Annotated in this window: 29 protein-coding genes and 1 pseudogene; 14 read left to right on the top strand and 16 right to left on the bottom strand. The window is 34.9% G+C overall.

Translation table 11 applies throughout. The features are described 5' to 3' along the window. Positions 1–12 precede the first annotated feature (12 nt). Positions 13–405, top strand: coding sequence for a hypothetical protein (locus OOK92_RS02660; protein WP_264688321.1), 393 nt, complete (start codon positions 13–15; stop codon positions 403–405). Between the two features lies 1 nt (position 406). Here OOK92_RS02660 and lpdA read toward each other — a convergent pair whose 3' ends face one another. The 6 genes from lpdA to OOK92_RS02630 form a co-directional block, all read right to left on the bottom strand. Next, positions 407–1,792 (bottom strand): dihydrolipoyl dehydrogenase, encoded by a 1,386-nt coding sequence (gene lpdA / locus OOK92_RS02655; protein ID WP_264736150.1) that lies wholly within the window; start codon positions 1,790–1,792, stop codon positions 407–409. Between the two features lie 1,314 nt (positions 1,793–3,106). Continuing rightward, the gene (locus OOK92_RS02650) at positions 3,107–4,063 is read right to left on the bottom strand and encodes an IS5 family transposase (RefSeq protein WP_264736149.1); all 957 of its coding nucleotides are present in this window, start codon (positions 4,061–4,063) and stop codon (positions 3,107–3,109) included. Positions 4,064–4,220: 157 nt separating this feature from the next. Then, positions 4,221–6,608: a DNA topoisomerase (ATP-hydrolyzing) subunit B gene (gene gyrB / locus OOK92_RS02645; protein WP_253309509.1), complete on the bottom strand. Its 2,388-nt coding sequence runs from the start codon at positions 6,606–6,608 to the stop codon at positions 4,221–4,223. A gap of 216 nt (positions 6,609–6,824) precedes the next feature. Further along, positions 6,825–7,433, bottom strand: coding sequence for an SCO family protein (locus OOK92_RS02640; protein ID WP_264736148.1), 609 nt, complete (start codon positions 7,431–7,433; stop codon positions 6,825–6,827). 44 nt (positions 7,434–7,477) lie between these two features. Continuing rightward, positions 7,478–8,173 carry a DNA polymerase III subunit epsilon gene (dnaQ, locus tag OOK92_RS02635; protein ID WP_264736147.1) on the bottom strand — a complete coding sequence of 232 codons (696 nt, stop codon included), beginning with the start codon at positions 8,171–8,173 and terminating at the stop codon, positions 7,478–7,480. A gap of 24 nt (positions 8,174–8,197) precedes the next feature. Next, positions 8,198–8,848: a Tim44/TimA family putative adaptor protein gene (locus OOK92_RS02630; RefSeq protein WP_264736146.1), complete on the bottom strand. Its 651-nt coding sequence runs from the start codon at positions 8,846–8,848 to the stop codon at positions 8,198–8,200. 164 nt (positions 8,849–9,012) lie between these two features. On the opposite strand from OOK92_RS02630, the gene secB reads away from it, so the two are divergent. Further along, on the top strand, positions 9,013–9,516 hold the full coding sequence (secB, locus tag OOK92_RS02625) for a protein-export chaperone SecB (protein WP_264736145.1): 504 nt from the start codon (positions 9,013–9,015) through the stop codon (positions 9,514–9,516). Between the two features lie 30 nt (positions 9,517–9,546). Here secB and OOK92_RS02620 read toward each other — a convergent pair whose 3' ends face one another. Continuing rightward, positions 9,547–9,708, bottom strand: coding sequence for a hypothetical protein (locus tag OOK92_RS02620; protein ID WP_264736144.1), 162 nt, complete (start codon positions 9,706–9,708; stop codon positions 9,547–9,549). A 330-nt stretch (positions 9,709–10,038) separates the two neighbouring features. Here OOK92_RS02620 and OOK92_RS02615 point away from each other — a divergent pair, with 330 nt between their 5' ends. Then, positions 10,039–11,733 carry a recombinase family protein gene (locus tag OOK92_RS02615; protein WP_264736143.1) on the top strand — a complete coding sequence of 565 codons (1,695 nt, stop codon included), beginning with the start codon at positions 10,039–10,041 and terminating at the stop codon, positions 11,731–11,733. A gap of 83 nt (positions 11,734–11,816) precedes the next feature. Continuing rightward, positions 11,817–11,954, top strand: coding sequence for a hypothetical protein (locus OOK92_RS02610; RefSeq protein WP_264736141.1), 138 nt, complete (start codon positions 11,817–11,819; stop codon positions 11,952–11,954). Here the strand turns inward: OOK92_RS02610 and OOK92_RS02605 are convergent. Then, a protein-coding gene (locus tag OOK92_RS02605; RefSeq protein ID WP_264735405.1) for an IS630 family transposase occupies positions 11,917–12,919 on the bottom strand; the annotation gives its coding sequence in 2 pieces (ribosomal slippage) (positions 11,917–12,408 and positions 12,410–12,919; 1,002 coding nt in all). The two genes, OOK92_RS02610 and OOK92_RS02605, sit on opposite strands and share 38 nt — an antisense overlap. Before the next feature lie 69 nt (positions 12,920–12,988). Here OOK92_RS02605 and OOK92_RS02600 point away from each other — a divergent pair. The 4 genes from OOK92_RS02600 (at position 12,989) to OOK92_RS02585 (ending at position 15,414) form a co-directional block, all read left to right on the top strand. Then, on the top strand, positions 12,989–13,468 hold the full coding sequence (locus tag OOK92_RS02600) for a head-tail connector protein (RefSeq protein ID WP_264736139.1): 480 nt from the start codon (positions 12,989–12,991) through the stop codon (positions 13,466–13,468). Between the two features lie 329 nt (positions 13,469–13,797). Continuing rightward, positions 13,798–14,208, top strand: a complete 411-nt coding sequence (gene gp17, locus OOK92_RS02595) for a tail completion protein gp17 (RefSeq protein ID WP_264732286.1) — start codon at positions 13,798–13,800, stop codon at positions 14,206–14,208. Continuing rightward, complete coding sequence (locus OOK92_RS02590; protein WP_182159821.1) at positions 14,183–14,572, top strand: phage tail tube protein; 390 nt, start codon at positions 14,183–14,185, stop codon at positions 14,570–14,572. The genes gp17 and OOK92_RS02590 overlap by 26 nt, the downstream gene beginning before the upstream one ends. A 65-nt stretch (positions 14,573–14,637) precedes the next feature. Then, positions 14,638–15,414 carry a hypothetical protein gene (locus OOK92_RS02585; RefSeq protein WP_264736137.1) on the top strand — a complete coding sequence of 259 codons (777 nt, stop codon included), beginning with the start codon at positions 14,638–14,640 and terminating at the stop codon, positions 15,412–15,414. 899 nt (positions 15,415–16,313) lie between these two features. Here OOK92_RS02585 and pth read toward each other — a convergent pair. Together pth and OOK92_RS02575 are read right to left on the bottom strand one after the other, a co-directional pair. Further along, the gene (gene pth / locus OOK92_RS02580) at positions 16,314–16,862 is read right to left on the bottom strand and encodes an aminoacyl-tRNA hydrolase (RefSeq protein ID WP_253309378.1); all 549 of its coding nucleotides are present in this window, start codon (positions 16,860–16,862) and stop codon (positions 16,314–16,316) included. Positions 16,863–16,864: 2 nt separating this feature from the next. Continuing rightward, positions 16,865–17,473, bottom strand: coding sequence for a 50S ribosomal protein L25/general stress protein Ctc (locus OOK92_RS02575; RefSeq protein ID WP_250295275.1), 609 nt, complete (start codon positions 17,471–17,473; stop codon positions 16,865–16,867). Between the two features lie 145 nt (positions 17,474–17,618). On the opposite strand from OOK92_RS02575, the gene OOK92_RS02570 reads away from it, so the two are divergent. Beyond that, on the top strand, positions 17,619–17,918 hold the full coding sequence (locus tag OOK92_RS02570) for an ETC complex I subunit (protein WP_253309377.1): 300 nt from the start codon (positions 17,619–17,621) through the stop codon (positions 17,916–17,918). 51 nt (positions 17,919–17,969) lie between these two features. Here OOK92_RS02570 and ftsL read toward each other — a convergent pair whose 3' ends face one another. After that, positions 17,970–18,275 (bottom strand): cell division protein FtsL, encoded by a 306-nt coding sequence (gene ftsL / locus OOK92_RS02565; protein WP_096617865.1) that lies wholly within the window; start codon positions 18,273–18,275, stop codon positions 17,970–17,972. After that, positions 18,272–19,225 carry a 16S rRNA (cytosine(1402)-N(4))-methyltransferase RsmH gene (gene rsmH, locus OOK92_RS02560; protein WP_264736136.1) on the bottom strand — a complete coding sequence of 318 codons (954 nt, stop codon included), beginning with the start codon at positions 19,223–19,225 and terminating at the stop codon, positions 18,272–18,274. The genes ftsL and rsmH overlap by 4 nt, the downstream gene beginning before the upstream one ends. Positions 19,226–19,445: 220 nt before the next feature. Here rsmH and OOK92_RS02555 point away from each other — a divergent pair, with 220 nt between their 5' ends. After that, positions 19,446–20,657: an MFS transporter gene (locus OOK92_RS02555; protein ID WP_264736134.1), complete on the top strand. Its 1,212-nt coding sequence runs from the start codon at positions 19,446–19,448 to the stop codon at positions 20,655–20,657. A 50-nt stretch (positions 20,658–20,707) separates the two neighbouring features. Here the strand turns inward: OOK92_RS02555 and map are convergent, their stop codons facing one another. Together map and ftsA are read right to left on the bottom strand one after the other, a co-directional pair. After that, entirely contained in the window at positions 20,708–21,490 is a 783-nt protein-coding gene (gene map, locus OOK92_RS02550) for a type I methionyl aminopeptidase (protein ID WP_264736133.1), read from the bottom strand. A 132-nt stretch (positions 21,491–21,622) separates the two neighbouring features. Continuing rightward, positions 21,623–22,861 carry a cell division protein FtsA gene (ftsA, locus tag OOK92_RS02545; protein ID WP_264732303.1) on the bottom strand — a complete coding sequence of 413 codons (1,239 nt, stop codon included), beginning with the start codon at positions 22,859–22,861 and terminating at the stop codon, positions 21,623–21,625. Between the two features lie 138 nt (positions 22,862–22,999). Between ftsA and def the strand changes: the two genes are divergently transcribed. Beyond that, a complete protein-coding gene (def, locus tag OOK92_RS02540; RefSeq protein ID WP_264736132.1) occupies positions 23,000–23,539 on the top strand; it encodes a peptide deformylase in 540 nt (179 codons plus the stop codon). Continuing rightward, positions 23,529–24,350 carry a uracil-DNA glycosylase gene (locus OOK92_RS02535; RefSeq protein WP_264736131.1) on the top strand — a complete coding sequence of 274 codons (822 nt, stop codon included), beginning with the start codon at positions 23,529–23,531 and terminating at the stop codon, positions 24,348–24,350. Before def ends, OOK92_RS02535 begins: the two co-directional genes overlap by 11 nt. 89 nt (positions 24,351–24,439) lie before the next feature. On the opposite strand, the gene OOK92_RS02530 is transcribed toward OOK92_RS02535, so the two are convergent. After that, a complete protein-coding gene (locus OOK92_RS02530) occupies positions 24,440–24,712 on the bottom strand; it encodes a hypothetical protein (RefSeq protein WP_264329155.1) in 273 nt (90 codons plus the stop codon). A 290-nt stretch (positions 24,713–25,002) separates the two neighbouring features. On the opposite strand from OOK92_RS02530, the gene OOK92_RS02525 reads away from it, so the two are divergent. After that, positions 25,003–25,260, top strand: coding sequence for a leucine-rich repeat domain-containing protein (locus OOK92_RS02525; RefSeq protein WP_264736130.1), 258 nt, complete (start codon positions 25,003–25,005; stop codon positions 25,258–25,260). Here OOK92_RS02525 and OOK92_RS02520 read toward each other — a convergent pair. Next, positions 25,229–25,534, bottom strand: a complete 306-nt coding sequence (locus OOK92_RS02520; protein ID WP_264736129.1) for a helix-turn-helix domain-containing protein — start codon at positions 25,532–25,534, stop codon at positions 25,229–25,231. The two genes, OOK92_RS02525 and OOK92_RS02520, sit on opposite strands and share 32 nt — an antisense overlap. A gap of 394 nt (positions 25,535–25,928) precedes the next feature. Here OOK92_RS02520 and OOK92_RS08405 point away from each other — a divergent pair. Further along, positions 25,929–26,174: pseudogene (locus OOK92_RS08405) on the top strand (PD-(D/E)XK nuclease family transposase); the annotation flags it as partial. Positions 26,175–26,224: the final 50 nt, after the last annotated feature.

Here is a 26,224-nt window from a genome sequence, read left to right as displayed (position 1 = left end):
TTATTAAGCTTTATAATAGTTGAGTTAAAAATGCCTAAAAGTAATAGTAAAAAAGAACCTAATGAGAAAAATAAACCTCAAGAACAAAGAGAAGGCAGAAGCGGAGGTTTTTTAGAACTGCTAAAAAATATAATAAAAATTCTTTTCAATTCGGTTGTTGACCTACCTGAGCACGAGCAGCATAATAAAATGAAAAGCACTAATCTACAACAAGGTTTGGATACTAAAGGAAAAGGCCCAGAAGATCTTCATCCAAAGGCAAAGCTTAAAGTTAAAGAAGCAGCTAAGGGATTGAAAGAAGAGTTACAGAATTCTGATGCTGGTGGTAATCAATCTATTGAAACTAAAGTGCCTAATCAAACTACTACCCAAGACATTGACAACTCTAAAACGATGGAACGTTAGTTCAACTATTTAACGACTCATCATCTGCAGCAAGCACTGATTCGTGTATCATCTCTGAAATGGTTGGATGAGGAAAAATCGTAGATTTTATGTCGAAGTCTGTTCCTTCTAGTTGCTTTGCAAGAGCAAAATTGCTAATTAACTCCGTTACTTCTGCACCTATCATGTGGCTACCCAGAAGTTCGCCTGTCTTTTTGTCTATAATTGTTTTCACTAACCCTTCAGTTTCACTGAGTGCAATAGACTTACCATTAAAGTTAGAGTGAAATTTTCCTATTTTTACATCATACCCACCTCTTATTGCCTGTTCCTCAGTAAGGCCGATGCTCGCTATTTGTGGATGAGAATAAGTGCAATTTGGTATGCATTCTTTTTTTAACGCATGAGCACTTTTACCAGCAATCTTTTCAACGCAGATCACAGCTTCATGGCTCGCTTTATGTGCTAAACATGGTGGGCCAGCTACATCACCTATTGCATACACATTTGATTCACTAGTTTCATACCATTCATTCATTTCAATAAAACCAGAAGGGCTTAATTTAATTTTTGTATTTTCTAAACCTATATTTTCAATATTTGCTTGAATTCCAACCGCAACAATCACCCTATCAAATTCTTTGCTCTCGCCACTACTTAGTAGCACTTGAGCAGAGTCTTTACTTTTAGTAAGAGCTTTTACGCTACTGTTTGTATATATTTTTATCCCCTGTTTTGTGAATATTTCTTCTGCTAGGCCTGAAATGTCTTTATCTTCCAGCGGCAAAATAGTGCTCTTTATCTCTATGATTGTTACATCAACCCCCAAAGTACTATAAAAACTTGCAAATTCTATTCCAATTGCACCAGACCCTATGATTAGTAGTGATTTTGGTAATCTCTCTGGAGTCATAGCGTGCTGCGCATTCCATATTAAATCTCCATCTGCCTCTATTCCAGGCAGATTCCGTGCTCTCACGCCTGTTGCTAAAATGATATGTTTGGAAACAATTTCTTGTTCTTCCTTATCGCCAGCAACTTTTATAGTACTATTGCCTGCAAGTTTACCAAAGCCTTGATGAACTTTGATGTTATTTTTTTTCATCAAATATGCAACACCGCTTGACAATTTATCAACAACGTTTCTTGAGTATTTCACTATTGATTGTATATCAAAACTCGCTCCCTTTACTTCTATACCAAACTCTTTTGATCTTTTTATTAGCCTATAAACCTCAGATGCTCTAAGTAGTGATTTTGTTGGTATACATCCCCAATTTAAGCATATACCGCCTAAATTTTTTTCTTTTTCTACAATTGCAGTTTTAAACCCAAGCTGTGCCGCCCTAATTGCTGCTATATAACCACCAGGACCGCTACCTATAACCGTAATATCATACTCATTCATCAGTTTTCTTCGTATTCAAAAAGATTATATATAACAGATGGAAACCGTATGATCAATATTCAGGTAGCTGACAACATAGAAACGAAAAAACTTGCTTGACAAACTCTGCCAGCCCCCTTATCATGACAATAAGGGTATTTATGACTCAAAACTTGTTTTTGACCTGCAGGCTCAATGACAAAATTCAGTAAAAAACTTAGGGTATTTTTTGGCGGATTACATAAAATTATAGCGGCTGCATGTCTTTTTTATTTTTTCTACATTCAGCCAAATCGCGCTTATTTTAAGCGTTAGCACATTATTACAGCGCCACTTACAGTAATATAGAGTCAAAACTCGCACCACGGGGCTTCTTTTGCCTTTTTTTTCGTTTGGTAAATTTCTTAATGTTTATAGCTAAAGTAACTTAAGAGACCGAAAATGGTGTCATTCCAGCGCGTGACGCTGGAATCTAGTCTTTATTATGCAGCCACTTATTTAAAGTTAAGTTTTCTGGATCCAAGTAGTCAAGCTACTCGGATGACACCTTGACAATCGTCATCCTGCTACGTGTTAGCGGATGAGATACCGCGAATGAATCGCGGTATGACGTAGGATTGCTGTCATCCCGCTGCTTGTTAGCGGGATCTATGTGAGATACCGCGGCGGTATGACGGTTCGCGGTGGCATGACGATAACCTCGTCATCCTGCTACGTGTTAGCGGATGAGATACCGCGAATGAATCGCGGTATGACGTAGGATTGCTGTCATCCCGCTGCTTGTTAGCGGGATCTATGTGAGATACCGCGGCGGTATGACGGTTCGCGGTGGCATGACGATAACCTCGTCATCCCGCTACGTGTTAGCGGATGAGATACCGCGAATGAATCGCGGTATGACGTAGAAGCTATACTTTTATACTCACCAACTCAGTATCCAATCTGGTGGGCTTTGTTGCATCGCTAGCTATGATGGATTAAAGATAAAAAAGATGGAGAATATCAGTAGCTTATTATTCTGGTATTTATAACAAGAACGGTCAGTGAATACCTAAATTTGAGTAAAAGAAATTTCACTACCACTCACTAATCCGGCTAAAATTCAAGAATTTCAATGCTTTAGCTATTTTCAATAGAATTAAGTTTATTAATATAAATAATAAATTACTATTCTTAAATTTGATCAGATTGATTGCAAAAAAACAAGATTTTCAATAGGTTGCTTATAATCCTAGCTATAGTTAGCCTTTCATAAGTAGCGATGCAACAAAGCCAATCTGGATCCAAGTGGGCTTTGTTGCATAGCACCTTAAGCAGTGATGGTTTACGACAAATTTATGTAATGATTTCAAATTTAGCCATACCAATATCAGTGAATTTGTTGAGCAAATAGCACTTAATTAGTAATTCTTTTTCACGATTTACTTCAGATTTATTCCTAAAGCTAAATCCAAATACTTGCTTCAACCTTGAGAAAAATCCTTCTATGTAAGATCTCTTTCCATAAATTGCTTCCTTTTTCCACTCTTTTACACCATCTTGTCCATATAATTTTATTAACCTAATAGCAGCATTCCTGTCAGACATATAATCTATTTTTGAATGTTCTGCTGCATCCTTTTTTGGTAGAACTTTTGTCTTTATATCGTATTTCTTACACAATTTATAAAGTTTGTGCTTATCGTATGCCCTATCTGCATATAATGCTTTTATTTTGTGCTGAAAATTAACTTCTTCAAGCAAATCGCAAGCTCCATAGTGGTCAGAGTAGACGCCATTACTGTATCTTGCAGCTATAGCTTTTTTACTATTCACACTTAACATAACATGTAACTTTCTTACTTGCTCGTAGCTTCGGTACTTTCTATCTGCACTGTTTTCCTTACTGTGGCCAGGAGTGTTACTGTAAATGCTGATACTTGTGCTATCTATGATAATTTCAATATTTTCCATGTTGCTTTTATCAACCCTGCAATCATTTATCTTAATATTAAGTTTTTTAAACCTTCTTGATGCTTGTGAATAGCTGATAACTGCCAAATTTTTTCCTATTTGTTGCAGATATCCTTTTATAAACCCCACCGTTTGTCTTAACCCAATTCTAAAAAGATTGACAATTATATGCACCAAAATTACGACTTTATCACTGTAAATATAGTTGCCGCCCTGCATTTTTGGACTATTTTCATACCAATTTTCGATAGCTTCATCGATGTAACGAAAAATATTTCCCCTTTTTTCAAGGAATTTGTTATATTCGTTTTGGTTACTGACTTTCATTTTCTGTGGCATATTTTTTCTTCAACAGTTAAATGGTTATTTATAATGAATTTTGTCAGTAGCCACCAGATTTTTTCGGTTGCTATGCAACAAAGCCATCCCAGTGTCAGCTACTTGAATGACACAGTTTTTGCTTAAACCCGTAACGTTCGTACATTTTGCTAAAAGTTCAAATATCAACATCATGCACGTTGAGTGCATTACTATTAATAAAATCACGGCGTGGTTCAACTATATCACCCATTAATATTGAAAATATGGAATCAGCTTCTTCACAATCTCTTATTTCAACCTTCAATAAAGTTCTAGCCTCAGGATTTAACGTAGTATCCCATAGCTGATCAGCATTCATTTCACCAAGACCTTTAAATCTCTGCAGAGTTAAACCTTTTTTACCATAGTCCATTATTATTTTTGCAAGCGTACTTGGAGAAGTGATTTTTATTTCAGTTTCTTGTGACTTTAAAAATGAATCACCATTAAATAAATTACTTATACCATCAAGCAAACTTAATATGTTTTGCATATCTTTGCCTTCAAGCATACTAAGTGCAAATATATATTTGTCTGCCAATCCTTGAAATAATTTAGAGATGTGAATTTCTTTTTCTTCATCCTTTATTTCTACTTCCCAAGTATATTCACTGTACATTAATTTTAAATACTTTAATATCTCATCAGCCGATGATAGAGCATTCTTTTTGCTTAAAATTAGCAATGACTCTAAGAGATTTTGTGGTATTTCTCTATCATAATTTTTGCTAATATTAGAAATGCTAACGCATTTATTCAAAATAAGGCGCAAGTCGTTAAATTCTGTAGCTGTACCACTTAGTGTTAATCTTTTAACTGCTGAGTTTATTATATACTCTTCAAAAGTTTCGTCATCTTTAATATAAGTGTCTTTAGCATTCTTTGTAACTTTATAAAGGGGTGGCTGTGCTATGTATAAGTAGCCTTTTTCAATAACTTCACGCATATGTCTAAAAAAGAAAGTTAGAATCAAAGTTCTTATATGTGAACCATCAACATCTGCATCTGTCATGATGATAATTTTATGATATCTAGCTTTTTCAATATTGAAGTGTTCACTCCCTATTCCAGCACCAATTGCAGTAATTAAAGAGCCTATTTCTGCAGATGAAAAAATACGATCTAAACTTACACGTTCTACGTTTAGAATTTTTCCTCTTAAGGCAAGCACTGCTTGTGTTTTACGATTACGCCCCTGCTTTGCAGTACCACCTGCTGAATTACCCTCTACTATAAATAATTCCGATAACTCAGGGGCTTTTTCCTGGCAATCAGCAAGCTTTCCTGGCAGAGTTGCAATATCAATATTGTTTTTGCTTTTAACTAACTCTCGTGCTTTTCTTGCGGCTTCTCTTCCTTTTGCTGATCTGATTGCTCTTTCTACTATACTTGCTGCCAACTTGGGATCAGTTTCAAGGATTGTGCTCAATTTATCAGAAACTATGCTCTCCACAACTGTACGCGCTTCAGAACTAACTAGTTTATCTTTTGTTTGTGAAGAAAACTTAGGATCAGGCATCTTGAGAGATAAAACACAAGTTAAACCTTCTCTAACGTCCTCTCCAGTTAAATTTACTTTTGCTTTCTTTAAAAACCCTTCATTAGTTGCATAGTTATTGATACATCTAGTTAGTGCAGATCTAAATCCTGCCAAATGCGTACCACCATCTCGTTGCCTTATATTATTCGTGAAGCATAACATATGTTCATAGTAGGAATCATTCCATTCCATCGATATTTCCAAGCTGATGCCAAGATCTTCTGCATCTCCTTTCATACTGGCAATTTTAGTTACATGTGTCTTATTCTTATCTAAGTACCGCACAAAATTCGCTGTACCAAAATTGTCTTTAGATTGATTGCTCTGATTGAAATGAGATTCTGTATATGGTTCATTGCGCAGATCACGTAAAGTAATGTCGATATTTGAATTTAAAAATGCTAATTCTCTTATACGACTTTCAAGCGTTGAGTAACTGAAATTAATGCCATTAAAAGTCTCTGTTGATGGCATGAACGTGACTTTAGTTCCTCTTTTGTTTGTATTTTCGTTGACTACCTTTAAAGGTTCAATAGACTCACCATCTTCAAAGCGCATAAAGTGTTCTTTCTTATTGCGCCAAATAGTTAATTCCAACCAGCTTGATAATGCATTCACAACTGAGATTCCAACACCATGTAATCCCCCAGAAACTTTATAGGTATTACTGTCAAATTTACCACCAGCATGGAGTTGAGTCATTATTACCTCTGCTGCTGATATTCCTTCTTCTTCATGAAGGTCAGTTGGAATGCCACGACCATTATCAGTTACAGATACTGAACCATCTTTATTTATGCTAACTTCAATTTTATCACAATATCCAGCTAAAGATTCATCTATTGCGTTGTCAACAACCTCATATACCATGTGGTGCAAGCCAGATCCATCGTCAGTGTCACCAATGTACATACCTGGACGTTTCCTTACAGCATCAAGACCCCTTAAGATTTTTATTGCATCGGCATTATAACTATTTTCCATTAGATTGCTTCGTTTATGAATGTTAATTAATATTACATCCAGATATACTAGTTAGCAACATTTTTAAACTGATAACCCATGTTAAAAGCACAACTTTACGAATGCTTATTTTTGAAGACAGCAAATAGTGTCATTCCAATGCGTCTTCCCGGTGGAGATTAAATTATAATGCTCATGCAGTTGCGTGCTCGACTAATTAACAGAAAAATCTATAATTCAGTTTACGTATTTTCTTATCTCAGCCAAAATCTTATCAGATTGACTTTCGTCTGAATTTAAATCAGCTGCAAAGTGTGTAACATATTTTCCTCCAGGGCCAATAAGATATATTATCGAAGAATGGTTGATTTCTTCTTCTCCGTCTACTTTGCTTGCATATACTTTATATTTCGCAACTACTTCGTCTATTTTTTCTCTTTCACCAGTTAACATTTGTATTCTATGGTCAAATTGCTGCTGAAATTCTTTAAGTCTTTCCGTGCTATCGCGCTCAGGATCAACTGTGATGAAGAATGTTTGTAGCTTGTTGGTAGTTTTCTCATCTAACTTTGCAAGTGTTTCTGAAATTATCCCAAGGTTTATAGGACAAATTCTTTTACATGAGGAAAATCCAAAGAAAATCATCATGTATTTATCTTTAAAATCACTACTGCGCAGAATCTGTCCGTCCTGATTAATTAAAGAAAAATCTCCGCCTATCTTAACTTCCGCGTTGTGAATCGCTGCCGGGGCAAATATGCCTTTTTTAGTGAAATAATAATAACCTAAAAAAACAACTGCTAATGCTGCTAGCACATTAGATAACAATCTTATAAACCTTACCATTAGAATGCTCTCAGTAAAATCAAATTGTATCTTTATTGGTTAACCTATTCAATATATTTATCCCAAAGTGTATTGTTAATTTTGTCTAACAGTTTCTTATGTTCATCAATTTCTTCACTATTTGGTGAATGTTCTCTGGGAGTTAGATTACGCACTTTATGCTGAACGAATGTAGAGTTACTGTCCTGATTGCATTCATTATCAAACAGAAAGGTTTGTAACCCTCCTGTAAGTTCAACATATACCTTTGCAAGCAATTGAGCATCAACTAGTGCTCCGTGCAATTCTCTATTCTCTAGCGATATATCAAAACGCTTACATAATGCATTCAAAGAAGCAGGTGATCCTACGAATTTTTTCCTCGCAAGAGGTAATGTATCTAGCACTCTATCTGAGGAAATTAACCCAGCATTCAGCTTGCTTAACTCCATGTTAAGGAACTTAACATCGAATTCAGCGTTGTGAATTACCAAAATATCATTAGATATAAAGTCAAGAAATTCAAGTGCAACATCTGAGAATAATGGTTTATCTTCTAAAAATTCTTCACTAATACCGTGAATCTTAAACGAGTGATAAGGTATATCTCTTTCTGGGTTAAGGTACAGATGGAGTACTTTACCTGTTGGAATACGATTAATTAATTCCACACACCCTATTTCAATAATTCGATGACCAGATCCAGTGTCAAGACCTGTCGTTTCAGTGTCAAGTACTATTTCGCGCAGCTTGCTTTCCATGGTTAACTCTAAATGAAACTAATCTTACTTGTCATTTGTCTTATCGTTATTTGTCTTTTTATAGTTAATAGAAACAAGCAACCAGCTTGGGTCTGATGAATTAACATTTTTTTTGAATTGCCATACATCCTCAACTTTATTAATGGTGGATGTGCTACCTGATATGATATCTCCTTCATTGTTCTTAACGAAGTTAATTTGCTCTGAAAGGAAATATACTGCAATAAACACTGTGTTTTTTACTAGCTTTATTTCTAAAATCTTTTGTGAAACGATAGAAACAATTATAGACTCGTGCACCTCTTTACGATGTTTAATCTTCTCTGCAAAATTATCATATAAGTCTTTATCGAGAAGTGGTTTTAACTGAGACAAATTTCCTTGATTGAAATACTTTATTATTAATTCAAAAGCTATGCTTGAACCTTCTATAAAGTGGGAAATAGAAAAATCTTTGTTTTTTTTTAATATTTGTTCATAAGTAACTTTTATTGAATTTTCATCGTTGCTATCAATGTAACCCTCAATGTTTTCTACTACATCTTCTTTACTTCGGCTTACATCCAACACACTAGTTAGCTTTTTTAGATTGAGATTGGCTGACCTTCCTAAAGAATTATACAAACGTGAAAAAATGAACGCCGCTAATAAAGTATATATTACAAGCTCTATCATAGTAACTCAACTCCTTGGCATATAAAGTATCCGAACATTATTAATTATTAATGAAAATATGTTTTTCATATCAACTTATAATCAGGTTTGCTATTCGTTTGTAAATGAATATATTATATAAGAAAGTATTAAATATCTCAACTTAATTAAAGGAGACGTAAGAAATGCCACAACAAAAAATGAGAATTCACGGTCAATATGTTAAAGATCTATCGTTTGAGAATCCGAATTCGCCATTCCTTTCTTCAAATAAAGCTCCCGATATTAATGTAATGGTTAATATCAATTCAGCGAAATTAGAAGGAATGGAAAACAAAGAAGGAGTAAATGAAGAAAAATCTTTCCATGAAATTACTTTACATATAGAAGTCAGAGCAACAATAAAAGATGAAGGTATAAAAGATGGCGTAGCTTTCATTTGTGAGACAAAATATTGTGGCATTTTTTCAATAGAAAATTTTAAAGAGTTGAGTGAGGAAGAGGTAAGACAAGCTTTGTTTATTGGCGGACCTACTTTTCTTTTCCCTTTTGCAAGAGAAATAATTGCAAGAGTTACAAGCAGTGGTGGATTTCCCCCACTAATGCTAGATCCTATAGATTTTGAAACTATGTACGAGCAGCAAGGTCAACAACAAAAAAGTAACGGTAGTAATTCCAATTTTAACTAATACAGTGTAATATAGCTGAAAATAGCTGTGCTACTGAGGTACCAAAGGAGGAAATATCTGAAATGAAGCAGAATATGCATAATAATTTTGAATGTGATCTATATATCCAGTTGTCATCCAAATGTACTTCATCCTTGTCATCCAGGTGCAAATTATTCTTGTCATCCCAGTGTCTGGGCACTGGGATGACATTGGTAGTTATGCTTACTCTACTGCAACACGGGACGATTACCCCGCCAACAATGTTGCAAAAAACGTAAAATTAGAGAAAAGCATTTCTCGAAAACTTCTATGTCCAAAAACAAGAGTGCCATTTATTTATAGTGCCAACAATCAATTAACCATCAGTTTCAATGAATGATATGAACATATTATTTCAAGGAAAGTTCATGGGAAATAAGAGATTAGCTATACGGATTAGCTGTAGCTATGAAACTAACCGGTTGGCAGAAAAGTATTTGTTAGATGCTTATGAAAAAGCCGTGTCAAAGCAAGTAAGCCAAAAAAATTTAAAACATAAAAATGGGATTCAAGGAGGATCAAATGGTAACAGTGAGTTTATATGCAAGAGTTTCTTCGGGGAAACAAGCACAAGAAAATACAATAGCAAGTCAAGTTGCAGCTTTAGAGAAGCAAATTAGTACGGATGGATACAAATTATTAAGTGAGTATAAATTTATTGATAATGGCTACAGTGGATCTAATCTAGTCCGTCCTGATCTAGAAAAGTTACGTGATAAAGTAACAGAAGGTAAAATTGATAGAATTTACATTCATTCACCTGATCGCTTATCTAGAAAATATGCATATCAAATGGTATTACTTGAAGAATTTGAGAAAGCAGGAGCAGAAACGGTTTTCTTAAATTATGAGATTAACGATAATCCAGAATCTCAATTGCTGTTACAAATGCAAGGTATGATAGCAGAATATGAACGAGCGAAAATTATGGAACGAAGTCGTCGCGGAAAGATTTATGCAGCTAATAAAGGTTGTGTAAGCGTAATGGGAGGAGCTCCTTATGGTTATCGTTATATAGATAAATATATGGGAGGAGGACAAGCTTTATTTGAAATAAACGAAGAAGAAGCTAATGTTGTTAGGAAAGTATTTTTGTGGATAGGAAGAGAAAGGACAAGTATTGGGGAAGTGTGTCGTCGGCTAAACACTATGTCTATTATAACACGAACAGGAAAAAAGTACTGGGATAGAAGTGTGATTTGGGGTATGTTAAAAAATCCTGCTTACAAAGGACAAGCGGCTTTTGGTAAAACAAAAGTAGGTATAAAGTTACAACATATCAGACCACAGAAACATTCTTGTGAACAACCGAAAGATAATTACTCTACCTATTCTGTTGAAAAAGCAAATTGGATTTATGTTAAAGTGCCAAATATAGTGGACGAAGATGTATTTGATATAGTTCAAGAACAATTAGCTGAGAATAGAAAAATAGCAAGGACAAGAGAAAGAGGAGCAAAATATTTACTACAAGGTTTAATCGTATGTAAGCGTTGTCGTTATGCATATTACGGAAGTCCTGTAAGAAATAAGCGAGGAGAAAAAATTGATCATTATGCTTATTATCGTTGTATTGGTAGAGATTCTTACCGTTTTGGTGGTAATAAAATTTGTGATAATAAACACATTCGTACAGATGCATTAGAAACAGCCGTTTGGGAAGAGGTTAAGCATTTATTGAAAAATCCAAATAGGGTTTTAGAAGAATACAGGCGTAGACTTTCAGAGCTTAAAAAATCATCATGGGATCAAAAAAGCGATTTACTAGAGAAACAAGAAAATAAATTAAAACGTGGTATTGCTAGACTTATTGATAGTTATGCTCAAGAATATATTAATCAAGAAGAATTTGAACCACGAATTAAAGCAATGAAACAAAGTTTAAAAACAATTGAAGAGGAGAAGAAAAGGATATTCGATCAAAAGAAATTAAAACAGGAATTAACTTTGGTTGTAACCAATTTAGAAGACTTTTCTTCCAATATTACATCAAACCTTGATAACGCAGACTGGCTAACTAAACGTGATATTATTAGAACGTTAGTCAAGAGAATTGAAATTAACCTTGAGGACGTAAATGTGGTATTTCGTGTAAAAGAGCTACCAAACTCTCCTGGAAATAATCGAGAAGAAAAGAAAAATTTGCAACATTGTTGGCGGGGTAAGTGCTCCTTTTTTTGTCATCCCAGTGCGTGACACTGGGATGACAGAAGAAGGTGCTGGGATGACAAAATAAGGAGCGTTAGAATGACAAAAATATATTTATAAGGAGGGTTATCATGTCAACAAGATCTACTTCACCAAGAATACATGTGCAACGTAAATCTAAGCCTGAATCTTTTCCAGTTACTTTAGAAGAGGTTATACCAAATTCCATTACTAATCGAACAAATAAGAAACATTACAAACTCGTTTAATAGTAGTGCTGGAAATACTGACAATAAAATTACACACAACATCTTCAAGTAAGCCTATGGTATCGTAGACTCTGTTGCGTAAAGTATTGTGTTTGATATATTGCCACAACCTCTCAACAGGATTCAGTTCAGGTGAATAAGGAGGCAAGTATATAATGGTAATGTTTTCCTGAAATTTCAAACTTTTTGATCTATGCCAACTTGCACAATCCATTACAAGAAAGGCTTCTTTCGTGCCTAAATCTTTCGACATCTGCTCCAGAAATATATTCATACAATCAGTGTTTACATATGGAGCAAGTAGGCTAATTTCCTTACCACTTCTTGGATTTACCGCACTGTAGATATAGAAATTTTGTCTACCGATTTTTATTTTAACCTGCGTTCTGATCCCTTTTTTGAACCATCCGTGTCCGATTTTTGAATGAGTTCCAAATCGTGATTCATCAAAAAAATACCTCCTTTTCAGGGTGGGAATTGACTATTTTATTGAAGTATTTTTTAAACTCTTCTTGCTTGTTTTTATCTTGTTTATGGTGCATTGGCCTTGGTGTTATGTAAGAAAATTTCATCCTTTGTATCTCACGGTGCACTGTTGATTTACCGATGTTTAGGTCAAATTCCTCTGAGATTTTTATTCGCACTTCCTTAATAGTAATATTTGGATTTTTTTCTACCCATATTTCAATTTGCTTACGTTGATTTTTGTTTAATTTGCTTTTTCTTCGCCGCTGAGACGGGGCAAATAGTTTTTCTACTCTACCAAATTTTAGATGCTTTATCCATTCAGTCAAAGCAGTCCTTGAAATTTTACATATTCTTGCTACAGCGCTTATACTACTTTCTTTTCCTGCTATTACCGCTTGTAACTTTTTTGAAACATATGCATTATTTCTGACCTTTTTTAACATTTCTTTCGCCAAATTTACAACTTTTTCGTCTAATAGTTTTGACCTTAATGCCATTTAAACCTCGCTATTTCACTTACTTTAGTATAGCTTTTTTTCCATTATCTTCTATCTGTTCTTTGTATAGTGGGAATTGGTATTAAATCTTTTTTACGCATTGAGAACGATCAAGATGATAAGTTGATTTCAGATCTAATTTTTATGGCAACTGATTATGCTGAGTGGCATATGGAAAAGTCACTGGTGAAACAAACATGGCAAGTTTCATATGAAGATTATGTACCTCGTAGGATCTATTTAAGCTATGGCCCTGTGAGTAAGATAGTATTGGCTACTGCAATGATGTCTAAAGGTCAAGAGAAGAGAACACTTAAGTATTATTTTAGTGATGTAGGGGGCTACGTTGAGTTTTTCAATTATTTGAATGCAATAAGAGTTGATGTTGTATACGAGGCTGGCTATGACAATGTTCCTGAGCAGATAAAACTAGGTATTATGCGGCATGTTTCTGCTATTTACAAAGATCGTGAATCGGGGGTAAGTAGCCATTTGTCTGAAGTGAAGAAGGTGTATTCTCCATTTCGCGAACCAAAGGTTGTTTTGTAGCTCTTTCTTGTCATCCAAACTGGGCTACCTACGTCATACCGTCACGGTATCTCACATAGATCCCGCTAACAAGTAGCGGAATGACAGCAGTCCTACGTCATACCGTCACGGTATCTCACATAGATCCCGCTAACAAGCAGCGGTATGACGAGATAAATACCGTCATACCGCCGCGGTATCTCAGCCGCTAACAAGTAGCGGAATGACAGCAGTCCTACGTCATACCGTCACGGTATCTCACATAGATCCCGCTAACAAGCAGCGGGATGACGAGTTTGTATCGGGAAACGCTGCTTATGTTTTAGCTATATATCTTTCGAGGATTAATCATGGAAAAAATTCAAGCTATAAACGAGTTGTACAATAGTATTTATGCAGCACTAAAAGCAAACTCTGATTTAAGGAAATATGTTACTAACATTTATGACTACTTACCTAAACAGGTCACCATTCCTTACCTGAGATTGCATGTAGTGAATTATAATAATCTGCACATGCTGTCCAATTTTGCTACAAAGGCAAGATTTTCATGCGACATATATACCCATCATATAGGCAGTATGTTTGCCATTATAAGGCATATTAACTTGATACTTAAGAGTATTAAATATTCTGATAATGAAACTATTTTGGAAAGTAATTGTGCTATGAGTCAGCACGATGAAATTTTACATTCAACAATTAATTTTGATATTTTAATGAAAGGAGGCGATAATGAGCAAATTACAGCTAAAAATTAAAGATCATGACAATAATTTTATTGTGTTAAATAATATACGAAACCTAAGGTTTACTTTGCGTAATAACAGAGAAGAGGTGAAAGATATTTCTTCTTTTGGCTGGAGAAAAGTGCTCGATTGTGCTGGAAGCAGACACATTACGATAAAAATTAATGGAATTTTAGACTCTGTATTAGCTGATGAATTATTACGTAATTCTGCTATATTAAACTCTAATAATGATTATGAAATTAATTTTAACACTAAGGAAAAGATCAGATTACGGTGTTCAGTTGAACTGTATGAGAGATATTATGACCCCGCTGCTTTTGACAGTTTTACTGTAATTTTAGCGAGTGCTGAAGTTGTAAACGCTTTTCATTAATGTTAATTTAATTTTTTCATATACAATAGTAACTGGTGAGAATTTTAACTAAATTAAAAAAAATCATGAACGACGAAAACCTTTTCGAGGAAGACGGTGGTAATATTGAAGAAAATAACAATGACAGAAGAGAGAGAAGTTTAGAAAATGAAAATCAAGAAGAACAATACAAAGAGGAAGATAAGCAATACATAATACAGTATATTCAAGACTATTTAAAAGTTTTTGAGGATATTCTAAATCAGATCGACGAAGGAATTGATAATTTGGATAGTTACGAAAGGACTATGCAAATAAAGCGAAGCATAGACAGGCTCATAGAGACTTTATATAGTCAGGCTGCGTCTGAAGATATTGATGCAGAATTTGAAACCACAAAGCATACTCGCGATAAATCAGAATCTATGAAAAGGGTTAGAGAGAAAAGAAGGAAGCAAGCAATAGAAGAAGTATTAAGTAGCATGTTTGCCCAGCAACAAAAGGAGCTAATGAACGCTAAACACTTAAGTCATGGACATGAAACAGCACATGATGATGAAGCAAAAAAACGAGTGAAGTCTTCAATCAGGGGAGTGTTGTTTTCGGTGATTGCTCATAGGATGGATCCAAGAAGGAGAGCAGGAGAAACTGCTGACGATAACGAAAAGCAAGCTCATATATATGGCAGGGAAGCAGTTGGTGGAGCTTTAGGTGCATTGTTAAAAACATTTTTAACAGCAGTTACTGCCGTTGTGCGCGAAATTGCTAAGCCACTTCAGCATATCGGCAAACAGGAAACATCTTTTGCAAAACAAGTTGAAGAAAGCAGAAACGCAGATTCACAAAAAGGTCGATCTGTGTAGACTTTTCCTTGTAATAATCTTTCGATTCTACTGTCTGTTAATTCATAATTAGGGTTATCTAGCTAACTGAAAAAAGGTTACCCCAGAAGGGATAAAAAGGTATAAAATGGCTTTAGATAAGGTAGAATGATGCCAAAGTGAGGATCTGAGGGAACGTGTTTTGAAAGTAGTAGACGAGAAAAAAATGACTATGGAGAAGATAAGCAAGAGAAAAGATAATTGAAAAATTTGGCAATATGTGCAAAGACAAAGATACTCGCCGGATTTAAATCCAATTGAAAAGTTATGGTTTGCCATCAAGCATGCCATAAGAAAAGCTCTGCAGAACTTTTGGCCCGATATCAATTCGGCTATTGATTTTAGCACTCGGGGAAACCTTACTTGGGTTAGCTATAGTTTGCTTGCTCACAAGCAAACTTTCCTGGATCCAAGTAGTCAAGCTACTCGGATGACATCCTCCCTAGTGAATATTGCTCTTAATTTGTAACTAACCCAAGCCATAAATATTAAGAAATTTACCAAACGAAAAAAAAGGCAAAGAACTCCCGTGGTGCGAGTTTTGACCCTATAATAATTTAAACTGGCGCTGTAATAATGTGCTAACGCTTAAAATAAGCGCGATTTGGCTGAATGTAGAAAAAATTTAAAAGACATGCAGCCGCTATAATTTTATGTAATCCGCCAAAAAATACCCTAAGTTTTTTACTGAATTTTGTCATTAAGCCTGCAGGTCAAAAACAAGTTTTGAGTCATAAATACCCTTATTGTCATAATAAGGGGGCTGGCGGAGTTTGTCAAGGAAGTTTTTTGTTTCCACTGAATGACAGTTGTGGCTTGGGAGGTAGTACAAGAAATCTGTTATTTTAATTGTGTGAAATTTAGTTTTGTGTTTCATAATATTATACAATCAAATTGATAAAAGCTGTATTATCTCCTTGCAGCATTAAGTGTATATTTTTTGCTATTTTTTCCACTAAGGGAGTAACGTTATCAAAATTTGAAAATTTTGATAATACATAATCTGCTAAGCTTTTTTCATCTTCAGGTCTACCCACTCCAAATCTCAAGCGCCAATAATCATTACCAATAAAACTATCTATGGATTTAAGTCCATTATGTCCAGCAGAGCTACCACCTTTCTTTATTTTTATTCTTCCAATTTCCAAATCAGCGTCATCGTGTATGACAACGATATTATCTAGCGATAATTTGTAAAAGTTTCGTATTTTTGCAACAGGGATGCCTGAATTATTCATAAATGAATAAGGCTTTATTAACATGATTTTATTATCATTAATTATGCCAGAGGTTATTAGATAATCGGCTTTTTTAGAAAACGACTGGAAATTCCAATATTTGTAAATTTTATCAACTACGATGAAGCCGATATTATGATGAGTTAACTCATATTGACCACCAGGGTTACCAAGTCCAACTATCAGATGCACTATTACTCTGTTTCTGCTTGAGGTTCTTCAACGTCACTATCGGCAGCAGAAATTGTAACAATAGTAAAATTTTCTTCTTCATGAGCTACAAACTTAACACCTTCTGGTAATTTTACATCATTAATATGTATAGACTGGCCAATCATTTTACCGGATAAATCAACTTCAATAACCTGAGGTATTTTATCAGGAGAGCATTTAACAGCAATAGAACGACACAAAACATTAAGCACTCCACCTAACTTGATCCCTGGAGCTTTACTTTCATTCACAAATGATAGAGGTATGTCTATTTTAATTTCGCTGCCTTTATCAACAAATTGAAAATCAACATGTTGCACAGTATCCTTTACTACATGCAATTGGATATCGCGAACAAGAGCATATTCCTTTTTGCCCGAAATATTCAGCTCTATCAAATGTGCAGAAAGAGAGCCTGATTTATATTGCTTCGTGAATTCCTTTGCAGACAATGTTAAATTTACATTATCATGACCCTTTCCATATATGATTCCAGGGATGTTTCCTTTCTTCCTTAGAGAATGCATCGCTTTTGTTTTTGTTATATCACGTAACTCTGCATTAATTGTTACTATTTCTTGTTGCGTCATCGATTACTCCTATTCAGCTAATCCTTTTAATATAATTTAATAATAATATAACATAAAAATATTTATTTCAAACTTCATTCTTTCATACTAATTGTTTGTGAAAGGATTTATTTAGATGTATATTTAAGCTTATTTAACAAGAACTATGGGCATTGATGATAAAGTAGTTTTTAGGATTTATAAACCAACAAAAACTGCAACACAATCTGGTTTAGGTAATACAAATCTCTGGCACCTAAAAATTGAATCTGGTTCTTACTACATTGAACCTTTAATGGGGTGGGTTGGCTCAAAAGATCCAAAAAAACAGATTGTATTAAAGTTTGATTCTCTTGAAAAAGCAGTATTCTACGCAAAAAAACGCAACGTTAAATACGTAATTGAAATGCCAAAAAATGTTAAGAGGCTGCCAAAATCTTACGCAAGCAATTTCATACTAAAGTAAGGTTTATTGTGGTGTGCTTATCTGTAAAAGATAAAGCTTAGTATAACCAATTTAACTCTGGGTTTTAAGTTGTGCTAACACACTGCGGCCATTTAAAGAGTCAAGATTTTTAACCTGGCTAGCCAGTATTAAAGAGTTATTTTTTAGGTATTTCTTTACAAGGCTTGCAAGTCTTTTTGGATTATTCAAATAGCTCCACTCTGCTTGTAAAACTTTTATATCACTTTGTACTAAACTAATTTCACTTTTTATTTTTATTAGCTCTCTATTTAATGACTGAACATGTAGTTTTATCTTAAATAGTCCTACAATGCTAAGAAAAAACATAACTATTGAGATGATGCAGAAAGTTCTCATGACAACTTCTGTATAGCTCTTAGTTTTGCTGAGCGTGAACGCGGATTTGCACTTACTTCTTCTATACTTGCTTTGATCACTTTTTTATTTAGAAGAGAGAATGTCTTACAATCAGTAGATCTTGGCTCACATAGATCTTTAAAAAAAGTTTTGACTATACGATCTTCCAAAGAATGAAAGGTGACAACAATTAATTTGCCATTCTCATTTAAAATTTCAGATGCAGCTTTAATGCCCCTCTCAAGTTCTCCCAGCTCATCGTTTACCCATATTCTGATTGCCTGAAATGTTCTGGTTGCAGGATCAATTTTGCTTTTTCCACGGAACACCACAGAACGTACAATGTTCGCAAGCTCAAATGTAATTTTGATAGTTTTCTTCTTCCGTGCACTTACTATTGCTCTTGCGATTTTGCGAGAATGATGCTCTCCTCCGTAGTTATATATAGTATTTGCAATTTCTTCTTCACGTAAAGCGTTAACAAACGTTGAAGCGTTTATATAAGAAGAGTTATCCATGCTCATATCGAGTGGACCATCATGTAAAAATGAGAACCCTCTATCTCCGTTATCAAGCTGCATAGATGAAACTCCGATGTCAAAAACCACCCCATCCACTCCGTTTGATTTCATTCCAGCGCGTGACCAGTTATTTTTTCCAGTATCAAGTACTGGGATGACAGGAGATGGCTCAACGCTGCTTAGTATACTTTTAATATTACTAAACTTCTCAATGAATAGTTTTATTCTATCGGGATATCTAACGCTTAAATCATCATAAAACTTAGTTACCGTTTCATCTCTATCAATTGCATATACCTTGCAATCAGCTGACTCCAATATTGCTTTGCTATACCCTCCAGCTCCAAATGTGGCGTCCACGTATATACCACCATCCTGCGGTGATAGTAGTGATAGCATCTCTTTTAACAAAACTGGAGTGTGTGTCATAGTGCTCCATCAAAAGACTCTGTGCATACAAATAAAAATAGCTTCCCACTAAAACATATGGAAATATATAGGCAATAATATAAAAATATTTGAATATAGTCAATGATATAAAAATATTAAGATTTAATAAGATACTATTATTAGTATAATGTTCAAATTTTTCTATTATATAAAAAAAAGTAATGTATATTACTAAATACTAAACAAACTATAGAAAATTATGCAGCAAATAACAAAAGTAATATTTTCAAGTTTGATTTGTAACACTTTATTGTGGTATGACCACATGCTTTTTGGCCACTTAATAAACATAATAGGTGGTGTGTTTTTTCCATCGGATGATCAACTAACCAGCGTATTGAAGGCTTTTGGAGTGTTTGCAGTGGGTTTCTTAATGAGACCAGTCGGCGCTGCTATATTTGGTCACATTGGTGATAAGCATGGCAGAAGAGTTGCCTTATTGCTCTCGATTATATTAATGACTTTATCAACTGTATTAATTGCTTTTGTTCCAGGTTATCAAAGCATTGGAATACTAGCGTCAATGCTGGTAGTTTGTTTAAGATTATTGCAGGGTATATCCCTTGGAGGAGAAGCAGGAAATGCACCATTTTTAATAGAACACGCTCCTAAAAACAAAAAAGGATTTTTTGGCAGCATTGAAGTATTAAGCGCAATTTTTGGTTCAGTATTAAGCCTGATAGCAGTACTCATATGCAAAAAAGTATCTGATTTTGAATCTTGGGGGTGGAGATTACCTTTCATTTTCAGTTTAGCAATGGGATTAATCAGCATATATATGAGATATATACTTGATGAAAGCCCAGAGTATAAAAGACAGAAAAATCCATCTAAACTGCCATTAAAAGAGTTATTGAATAGCTATAAAAAACCTTTTCTGATATCAGTTGGGGTTGATATAGTTGAAAACTCATCTCTTTACATATATCTGGTATTTTTCAATGTGCTTACATCAACAATAAATACTCATTTTAACCATATGGTAGAAATACTGAGTCAAATTGCGCTCGGAGGATTGACAATATTGTTTGCAATACTTTCTGATAAGGTAGGAAGAGAAAAAGTTATGAAATTTGCATTTATAGCTTTTGTAATAGTGAGTTATCCAGTTTTCTCAATGTTATGTAGTGGCAATTACTTACTCACTTTTACGGCACATATTCTTTTTATAATTCCAATAGCTGCATCGCTTGGTCCTGTCAGTGCATTTATGTGTGAATTATTTCCAACAAAGGTTCGGTACAGCGGATTTGGCTTGTCAAGAAATATAGCTGCTGGATTTTTTGGTGGCCTTGCACCATTTATATGCACAACAATTATCAAAGTTACAGGACAAGAGACTTCAGCTAGTTTTTACATGATTTTCTGTGCATTAATTGGGCTAGTTGCTATATCGCAAATTAAGGATTAGCTTTCTTCAAGATCCAAGTATAGTTGCAGTATAGCAGAGTTTAAAAAAATCTAATTATATGGTGGGAAGTGCCAATTTTTAGGTGATAATGTGAATATTTCAGCACCATCTTTAGTTACTCCGAGCGTATGTTCAAATTGAGCAGAAAGTGAAAGATCGCGTGTTGTAACTGTCCAGTCATCGAGTTTACTGAGCAGAGTCTCATGTTTTCCAGCATTAATCATTGGCTCTATTGTAAAAAACATACCTTCCTTCAAGATGAGATTTTCATCTTGATCATAGAAATGCACTACATTTGGTGGAGCATGAAAGACTTTTCCTATACCATGTCCGCAGTAGCTGCGTACGATAGAATATCCAAAATCTCTAATATATTGCTCTATAGCAAGCCCTATTTCATTTAACTTATTGCCGGGTTTAACTTGTTTAATTGCTTCCATCAATGCATGATAAGTAGCGTCACACAAACGTTTTGCTTTTATTGATGGCTTGCCAACCCAAAACATGCGACTTGTATCACCATGCCAACCATTTAAAATCACCGTGACATCAATATTTAAAATATCTCCATCTTTAAGCGTTTTATCATCGGGAACACCATGGCACACAACTGCATTTTTTGAAGTGCAAATCGATTTTGGATACCCCCTATAGTTTAGTGGTGCTGGAATTGCACCTGCATTAATTATAAAATCATGACATAGATCATTTAACTCATTAGTTGTCACCCCTACCTTTACGTACGGTGCAATGAAATCAAGAGTTTCAGCAGCAAGCCTGCCAGCCTTGCGCATAAATTCAAAATCTTCTTGTGAGTGTATAGTTATGTTCATATTTTCCATGTCTTATTGTAATTGGTACGCTTACTTGCAAGTACATAAATGTAATAACTTTACGTATTATGAAAATAAGCCCTATGGATCCTAGTGTCAAGTCATTTGTATGACAAGTGGTAAAACAGAAATCTAGACTGTAACTTTTGATTTAACCCAATGGTACAACTTACTTATTTTACCATCTTGACCGAGCATTCCAGAGTTATTCTTATAAAAAGTGTCAACTATTAGCTTTATAGAACCTATAGCAGCAGAAAATACAGGATTTTTATCATATTCGCCATCAAGACCGCTACAAGACTCAGGGCACCCAATTCGAACTTGCTTATTGAATATATAGCCTGCAATTTCCTTCATGCTTGTGAGTTGACTAGTTCCACCTGTGATCACTACTTTATTAATTGGATCTTTCTGCTCTTGAAATTGCTCTCTTACCATTTCAAGTATTTCTTCAACTCTTGGTCTTATGATGTTAATAAGCTCAGATTTAAATACTTGAGTAGGTTCATCATTTTCACTATTTTGGACTGTAATATATTCGTTCTCATCTATTGAAGTTACGATAGTGCTACCATACAGTATTTTTATATACTCTGCACGTTCTATGCTTGTGCATAGCCCGTAAGCAATATCTCGAGTGATATGAACGCCACCAATTGGAACGCTGCTTGCATACACAAGTTTCCCTCTTTTGAAAATTCCAATTGCAGTGCACCCACCGCCTATATCAACAATAGCAGTCCCGAGCTCTTTTTCATCTTCACTCAGACAGGCAAGACCTGCAGAATATGCAGAAGCAATACAACCTGCCATATTTAATCCACCATTATTGGTAATACAGTTTTCAATATTGGTAAGCGCTGGACGCGAAGCAGTGACAACATTAACATCAGCAGATAGTCTTTTTCCGTACAATCCACCAACTTCTTTTATGTCAGTCATGTCATCTAAGTGATATTTCAGTGGTATATTGTGAATGATAACATTTTCTTCAATATATTTCTCAAACGTCTGAAAAACTACACGTTTTATATCCCGGTCAGAAATTTCATGATTAGCTGCAATGATTTCATTATGTACATTAAAAGATGAGATGCCACATCCAGCAATGTTCACATATATCTGGTCTATAGTTTCCTCTGACACTTGCTCAGCTAAACCTATAGTTGATGAGATGGAGTAATTTGCGTGTTTTACATTAGTTATCGACCCACCGTTTACACCTTCTGCAATCTTATAGCCCGTTCCTGTTACTTTATAGCTGAAGTTGCCATTTATTTTAACGATTAGACAAATAATCTTTGTTGTACCTATGTCTAAAACAGCAAAAACGTTTCTCTTTGGTTTTGCTATTACTGCAGAGTACATTAGTTAACCTTATTACGCAATTTCATTTAAATTGTAGCTTTCTTTAATAATTTATATTTCTATTATAGATATAGCAACATTTTAATATACACTAAATTCTGGACAAAAGGAAAAGCAAAACATAGAATTATAATTTTTATGTCCATATTACCAATTGTAATTGCCCCTGATGAAAGACTAATCACACGTGCCAGTGAAGTAACAGATATAAACGATAAAATTAAAGAATTAGTAAACGACATGTTCGAAGCTGTGTACGATGCAGAAGGTCTTGGCCTTGCTGCAGTGCAAGTTGGAGTGCTGAGGAGAGTTTTTGTTATGGACATTCAGCTCTCTCGAGCTGAAGACGAGCCAGTAGGGTATGAATCGACTGGCAAATTTTACATGATTAACCCTGAAATTACGGAATTATCCGATGAACAAGTAATTCTCAAAGAAGGGTGCCTTTCAATTCCAGAGCAAAGCTATGAAATTAAGCGTCCAAAATATTTGACTGTGAAATATAAGGATTTAAATAATGAGGAACAGACGCTAAAAGCTTGCGGCTGGCTCGCAAGGTGTATTCAGCATGAGCTAGATCACTTAAATGGCATATTATATATTAGACATTTATCTAAATTAAAGTATGATATGGCCATGAAAAAAGCACAAAAGGTTAAAAAGCATTATGAGCAATGAAGACCTAGAATTATTAAAATTTTACCATGAAGTGGGCGTTGATTGCACACTAACAGAGGGTGAAGGGGAAAAAAAGTTGGAGAGCAAAGAGGGTGTGCAACCCTCTGTTATCCAAACCGGGACCCAGAAGAAAGATGCAGATACGCGCTGGGGTGACACTAAAGATGGAAAAGACATGTTTCCAAGTGATTGGATAATTGAAGCAAGGAAACTTGCAAGTAAATGTAGTAGTGTGGATGAACTAAGAAGTGCAGTTGAATCATTTGAAGGTTGTGAGATAAAAAAAACTGCAACTAATACTGTTTTTTCCGATGGTAATCCAAACGCAAAAATTATGCTCGTTGGTGAAGCTCCAGGAGCAAATGAAGACCTTCAAGGCATACCATTTTGTGGTGCAAGTGGAATGTTGCTCGATAAAATGTTAAATGCAATCAATCTTGATCGCACTAAGGTATACATAAGCAATACCGTATTTTGGCGCCCACCTGGCAATAGAAAGCCAACCGACCTAGAGCTTGATATGTGCAGACCATTTGTTGAGAAGCATGTTGCACTGGTTTCACCGCAAATTCTAATTTTGGTCGGGGGAATTGCGTGTTATAGCCTTCTTGACAGCACAAAAACTATATCGAATTTGCGTGGTAGATTTCATACGTACACTAACCAATATTTATCTCACTCAATCACTACAGCTGCTATATTTCACCCAGCTTACCTACTGCGTCAGCCAATGCAAAAACGTTTAGCCTGGGAGGATTTAAAGAAGATTAGGGAGTATCTTAATAATACCAATAACTGTACGAATACTTAACACCACTGGTGTCGAGAAGTAGCCCGCAGAAACGAAAAAACTTACTTGACAAGTTTCGCCAGCCCCCTTATCATGAAACTGAAGCTATTTCATTTAACTTCGCAATCTGTGCAGATTAAAACGACAAGAAAACTTGTATTTGTCGTACTATGCTTAATTTTTTGCACGATGACACTCTCGCATATAAACTCACTACTTTCATTTGTTTCTTTCTCTCTATTTTCTTTTTTTCTCTTTATCAATCTCTCTATCAGTTGCCCGTATACATCCGATAAGCGTTTATCTGCTAACTCATCAGGCTCATATCGACAGGTAACAGTTAATGTTCTTTTTCTCATAGTTTCTCCTGTAAATGTTTTCATAGTTCAGGCACTCCTTTTTTCCATAAATCCATTTATCAGCTATTCTTGCGAAAAAGACGCAACTGTTAACCTTCGTTTTGTTTTACTTTTATGCACAATTTTGGAAACACATAGCGCTATCTTTCATCAATTAAGCTCTCTTCCAAATCATCAAGCTCCTCTTTTCCCTCTAATGATCTTCTTTAGCTGAAGGTAATCTTAAAAATCTTGAAAGGCTTCACTTAAATGGTAACAATATTGGTAATGAAGGTGCAAAAGGGTTAGCTGAAGGTAATTTTACAAATCTTACTTTGCTTCACTTAAATGATAACAAAATTAGTGATGAAGGTGCGAAAGCTTTAGCTAATGGTAAGCTTACAAGTTTTACTTCACTTAACTTGGGAAAAAATAATATTAGTGATGAAGGTGTAAAAGAATTATCTAAGCTTACAAATCTTACTTCACTTAATTTATCGAATAACAATATTGGTGATGAAGGTGTAAAAGAATTATCTAAGCTTACAAATCTTACTTCACTTAATTTATCGTTTTCATGTATTTTCCCATGAAATCGTACGTCTCTTGCGCCTTATCTTTATCAAAACAACTGTCTTCTCTTGATGGAGGAAGTAGATTACTAATAGGAACTGACAATGCCTTTGCTATACGTTTTAACTTTTCAGTTGGAATGCCACATTTTCCTTTTACATACCTTAGCAGCGTATAGTATTCTATACCTGTTTTATTTGCTAAATCTTTTTGGGTATATTTCCGCTTTAATATCCAGCTTCTTATATTTTGTGCTATTTTGTACCTTATGGAGATAGTAGTACGTTTTGCCATGCCGCTAACAGAAATAAACTACACATTATTGCACAGGTTAGCATAAATTTACTATGAAAATGTTGACTTCAAGCTCTTTATTATGAAAGATGTGAGAGCTAGATGACGCTCGCACTTTTGTTAGGCTCTTGCACCAAAAATAAGTGTTTTTAAAGCTCTTTATAGCTCATGAATTCATTTGCTGGGCTTTTTAGAGGGTTTACAGAGGCAGTTGTAAAAGATGATAACTGACATCCAAGATGCGTAGTAGCATTCTAGGGTCATCTATGAAGGTAGTTTTTTACCAACTCTTGAAATTTAGCTAAATTTACCACTTTAATAGACCAAACACAAAAGAGTTGAATATTTCTTCAGAATTGTGTATAATTATTAATGCTTTTTAGGTTAGTTCGTTATGGCTCTTTCGAAGTTTCTCGATCCAAAGAATGATGTCGCCTTTCGCCGTATCTTTGGTACTGAAAAGAATAAAGATATCCTCATTCACTTCCTCAACGATATTCTGGGTTTTGCTGGCAAAAATGCAATACAGGATATAGAGTTTTTAAGTACTATTCAAGACCCTGATATTGCCTCTAAAAAGCAAAGTATTGTTGATGTTCTCTGTAGAGATTCTACAGGTGCTCAATACATTTGCGAGATGGTGCGACCTGAAAGTCTTCGGTCATATTGTTTAAAGGGAGAGGAATTCCT

The sequence above is a fragment of the Wolbachia endosymbiont (group A) of Rhinocyllus conicus genome (genome assembly GCF_947250775.1).
Classification (GTDB): domain Bacteria; phylum Pseudomonadota; class Alphaproteobacteria; order Rickettsiales; family Anaplasmataceae; genus Wolbachia.
Note: the sequence above shows the minus strand (reverse complement) of the source record. Positions and strands in the feature narration are given on the sequence as shown.

Excerpts from the sequence above, each read along its gene's own strand:
- lpdA (WP_264736150.1), bottom strand. The coding sequence starts at position 1,792 with ATGAATGAGTATGATATTACGGTTATAGGTAGCGGTCCTGGTGGTTAT.
- OOK92_RS02650 (WP_264736149.1), bottom strand. The coding sequence starts at position 4,063 with ATGCCACAGAAAATGAAAGTCAGTAACCAAAACGAATATAACAAATTC.
- gyrB (WP_253309509.1), bottom strand. The coding sequence starts at position 6,608 with ATGGAAAATAGTTATAATGCCGATGCAATAAAAATCTTAAGGGGTCTT.
- OOK92_RS02640 (WP_264736148.1), bottom strand. The coding sequence starts at position 7,433 with ATGGTAAGGTTTATAAGATTGTTATCTAATGTGCTAGCAGCATTAGCA.
- dnaQ (WP_264736147.1), bottom strand. The coding sequence starts at position 8,173 with ATGGAAAGCAAGCTGCGCGAAATAGTACTTGACACTGAAACGACAGGT.
- OOK92_RS02630 (WP_264736146.1), bottom strand. The coding sequence starts at position 8,848 with ATGATAGAGCTTGTAATATATACTTTATTAGCGGCGTTCATTTTTTCA.
- secB (WP_264736145.1), top strand. The coding sequence starts at position 9,013 with ATGCCACAACAAAAAATGAGAATTCACGGTCAATATGTTAAAGATCTA.
- OOK92_RS02620 (WP_264736144.1), bottom strand. The coding sequence starts at position 9,708 with ATGTCATCCCAGTGCCCAGACACTGGGATGACAAGAATAATTTGCACC.
- OOK92_RS02615 (WP_264736143.1), top strand. The coding sequence starts at position 10,039 with ATGGGATTCAAGGAGGATCAAATGGTAACAGTGAGTTTATATGCAAGA.
- OOK92_RS02610 (WP_264736141.1), top strand. The coding sequence starts at position 11,817 with ATGTCAACAAGATCTACTTCACCAAGAATACATGTGCAACGTAAATCT.
- gp17 (WP_264732286.1), top strand. The coding sequence starts at position 13,798 with ATGGAAAAAATTCAAGCTATAAACGAGTTGTACAATAGTATTTATGCA.
- OOK92_RS02590 (WP_182159821.1), top strand. The coding sequence starts at position 14,183 with ATGAGCAAATTACAGCTAAAAATTAAAGATCATGACAATAATTTTATT.
- OOK92_RS02585 (WP_264736137.1), top strand. The coding sequence starts at position 14,638 with ATGAACGACGAAAACCTTTTCGAGGAAGACGGTGGTAATATTGAAGAA.
- OOK92_RS02575 (WP_250295275.1), bottom strand. The coding sequence starts at position 17,473 with ATGACGCAACAAGAAATAGTAACAATTAATGCAGAGTTACGTGATATA.
- OOK92_RS02570 (WP_253309377.1), top strand. The coding sequence starts at position 17,619 with ATGGGCATTGATGATAAAGTAGTTTTTAGGATTTATAAACCAACAAAA.
- ftsL (WP_096617865.1), bottom strand. The coding sequence starts at position 18,275 with ATGAGAACTTTCTGCATCATCTCAATAGTTATGTTTTTTCTTAGCATT.
- rsmH (WP_264736136.1), bottom strand. The coding sequence starts at position 19,225 with ATGACACACACTCCAGTTTTGTTAAAAGAGATGCTATCACTACTATCA.
- OOK92_RS02555 (WP_264736134.1), top strand. The coding sequence starts at position 19,446 with ATGCAGCAAATAACAAAAGTAATATTTTCAAGTTTGATTTGTAACACT.
- map (WP_264736133.1), bottom strand. The coding sequence starts at position 21,490 with ATGAACATAACTATACACTCACAAGAAGATTTTGAATTTATGCGCAAG.
- ftsA (WP_264732303.1), bottom strand. The coding sequence starts at position 22,861 with ATGTACTCTGCAGTAATAGCAAAACCAAAGAGAAACGTTTTTGCTGTT.
- def (WP_264736132.1), top strand. The coding sequence starts at position 23,000 with ATGTCCATATTACCAATTGTAATTGCCCCTGATGAAAGACTAATCACA.
- OOK92_RS02535 (WP_264736131.1), top strand. The coding sequence starts at position 23,529 with ATGAGCAATGAAGACCTAGAATTATTAAAATTTTACCATGAAGTGGGC.
- OOK92_RS02530 (WP_264329155.1), bottom strand. The coding sequence starts at position 24,712 with ATGAAAACATTTACAGGAGAAACTATGAGAAAAAGAACATTAACTGTT.
- OOK92_RS02520 (WP_264736129.1), bottom strand. The coding sequence starts at position 25,534 with ATGGCAAAACGTACTACTATCTCCATAAGGTACAAAATAGCACAAAAT.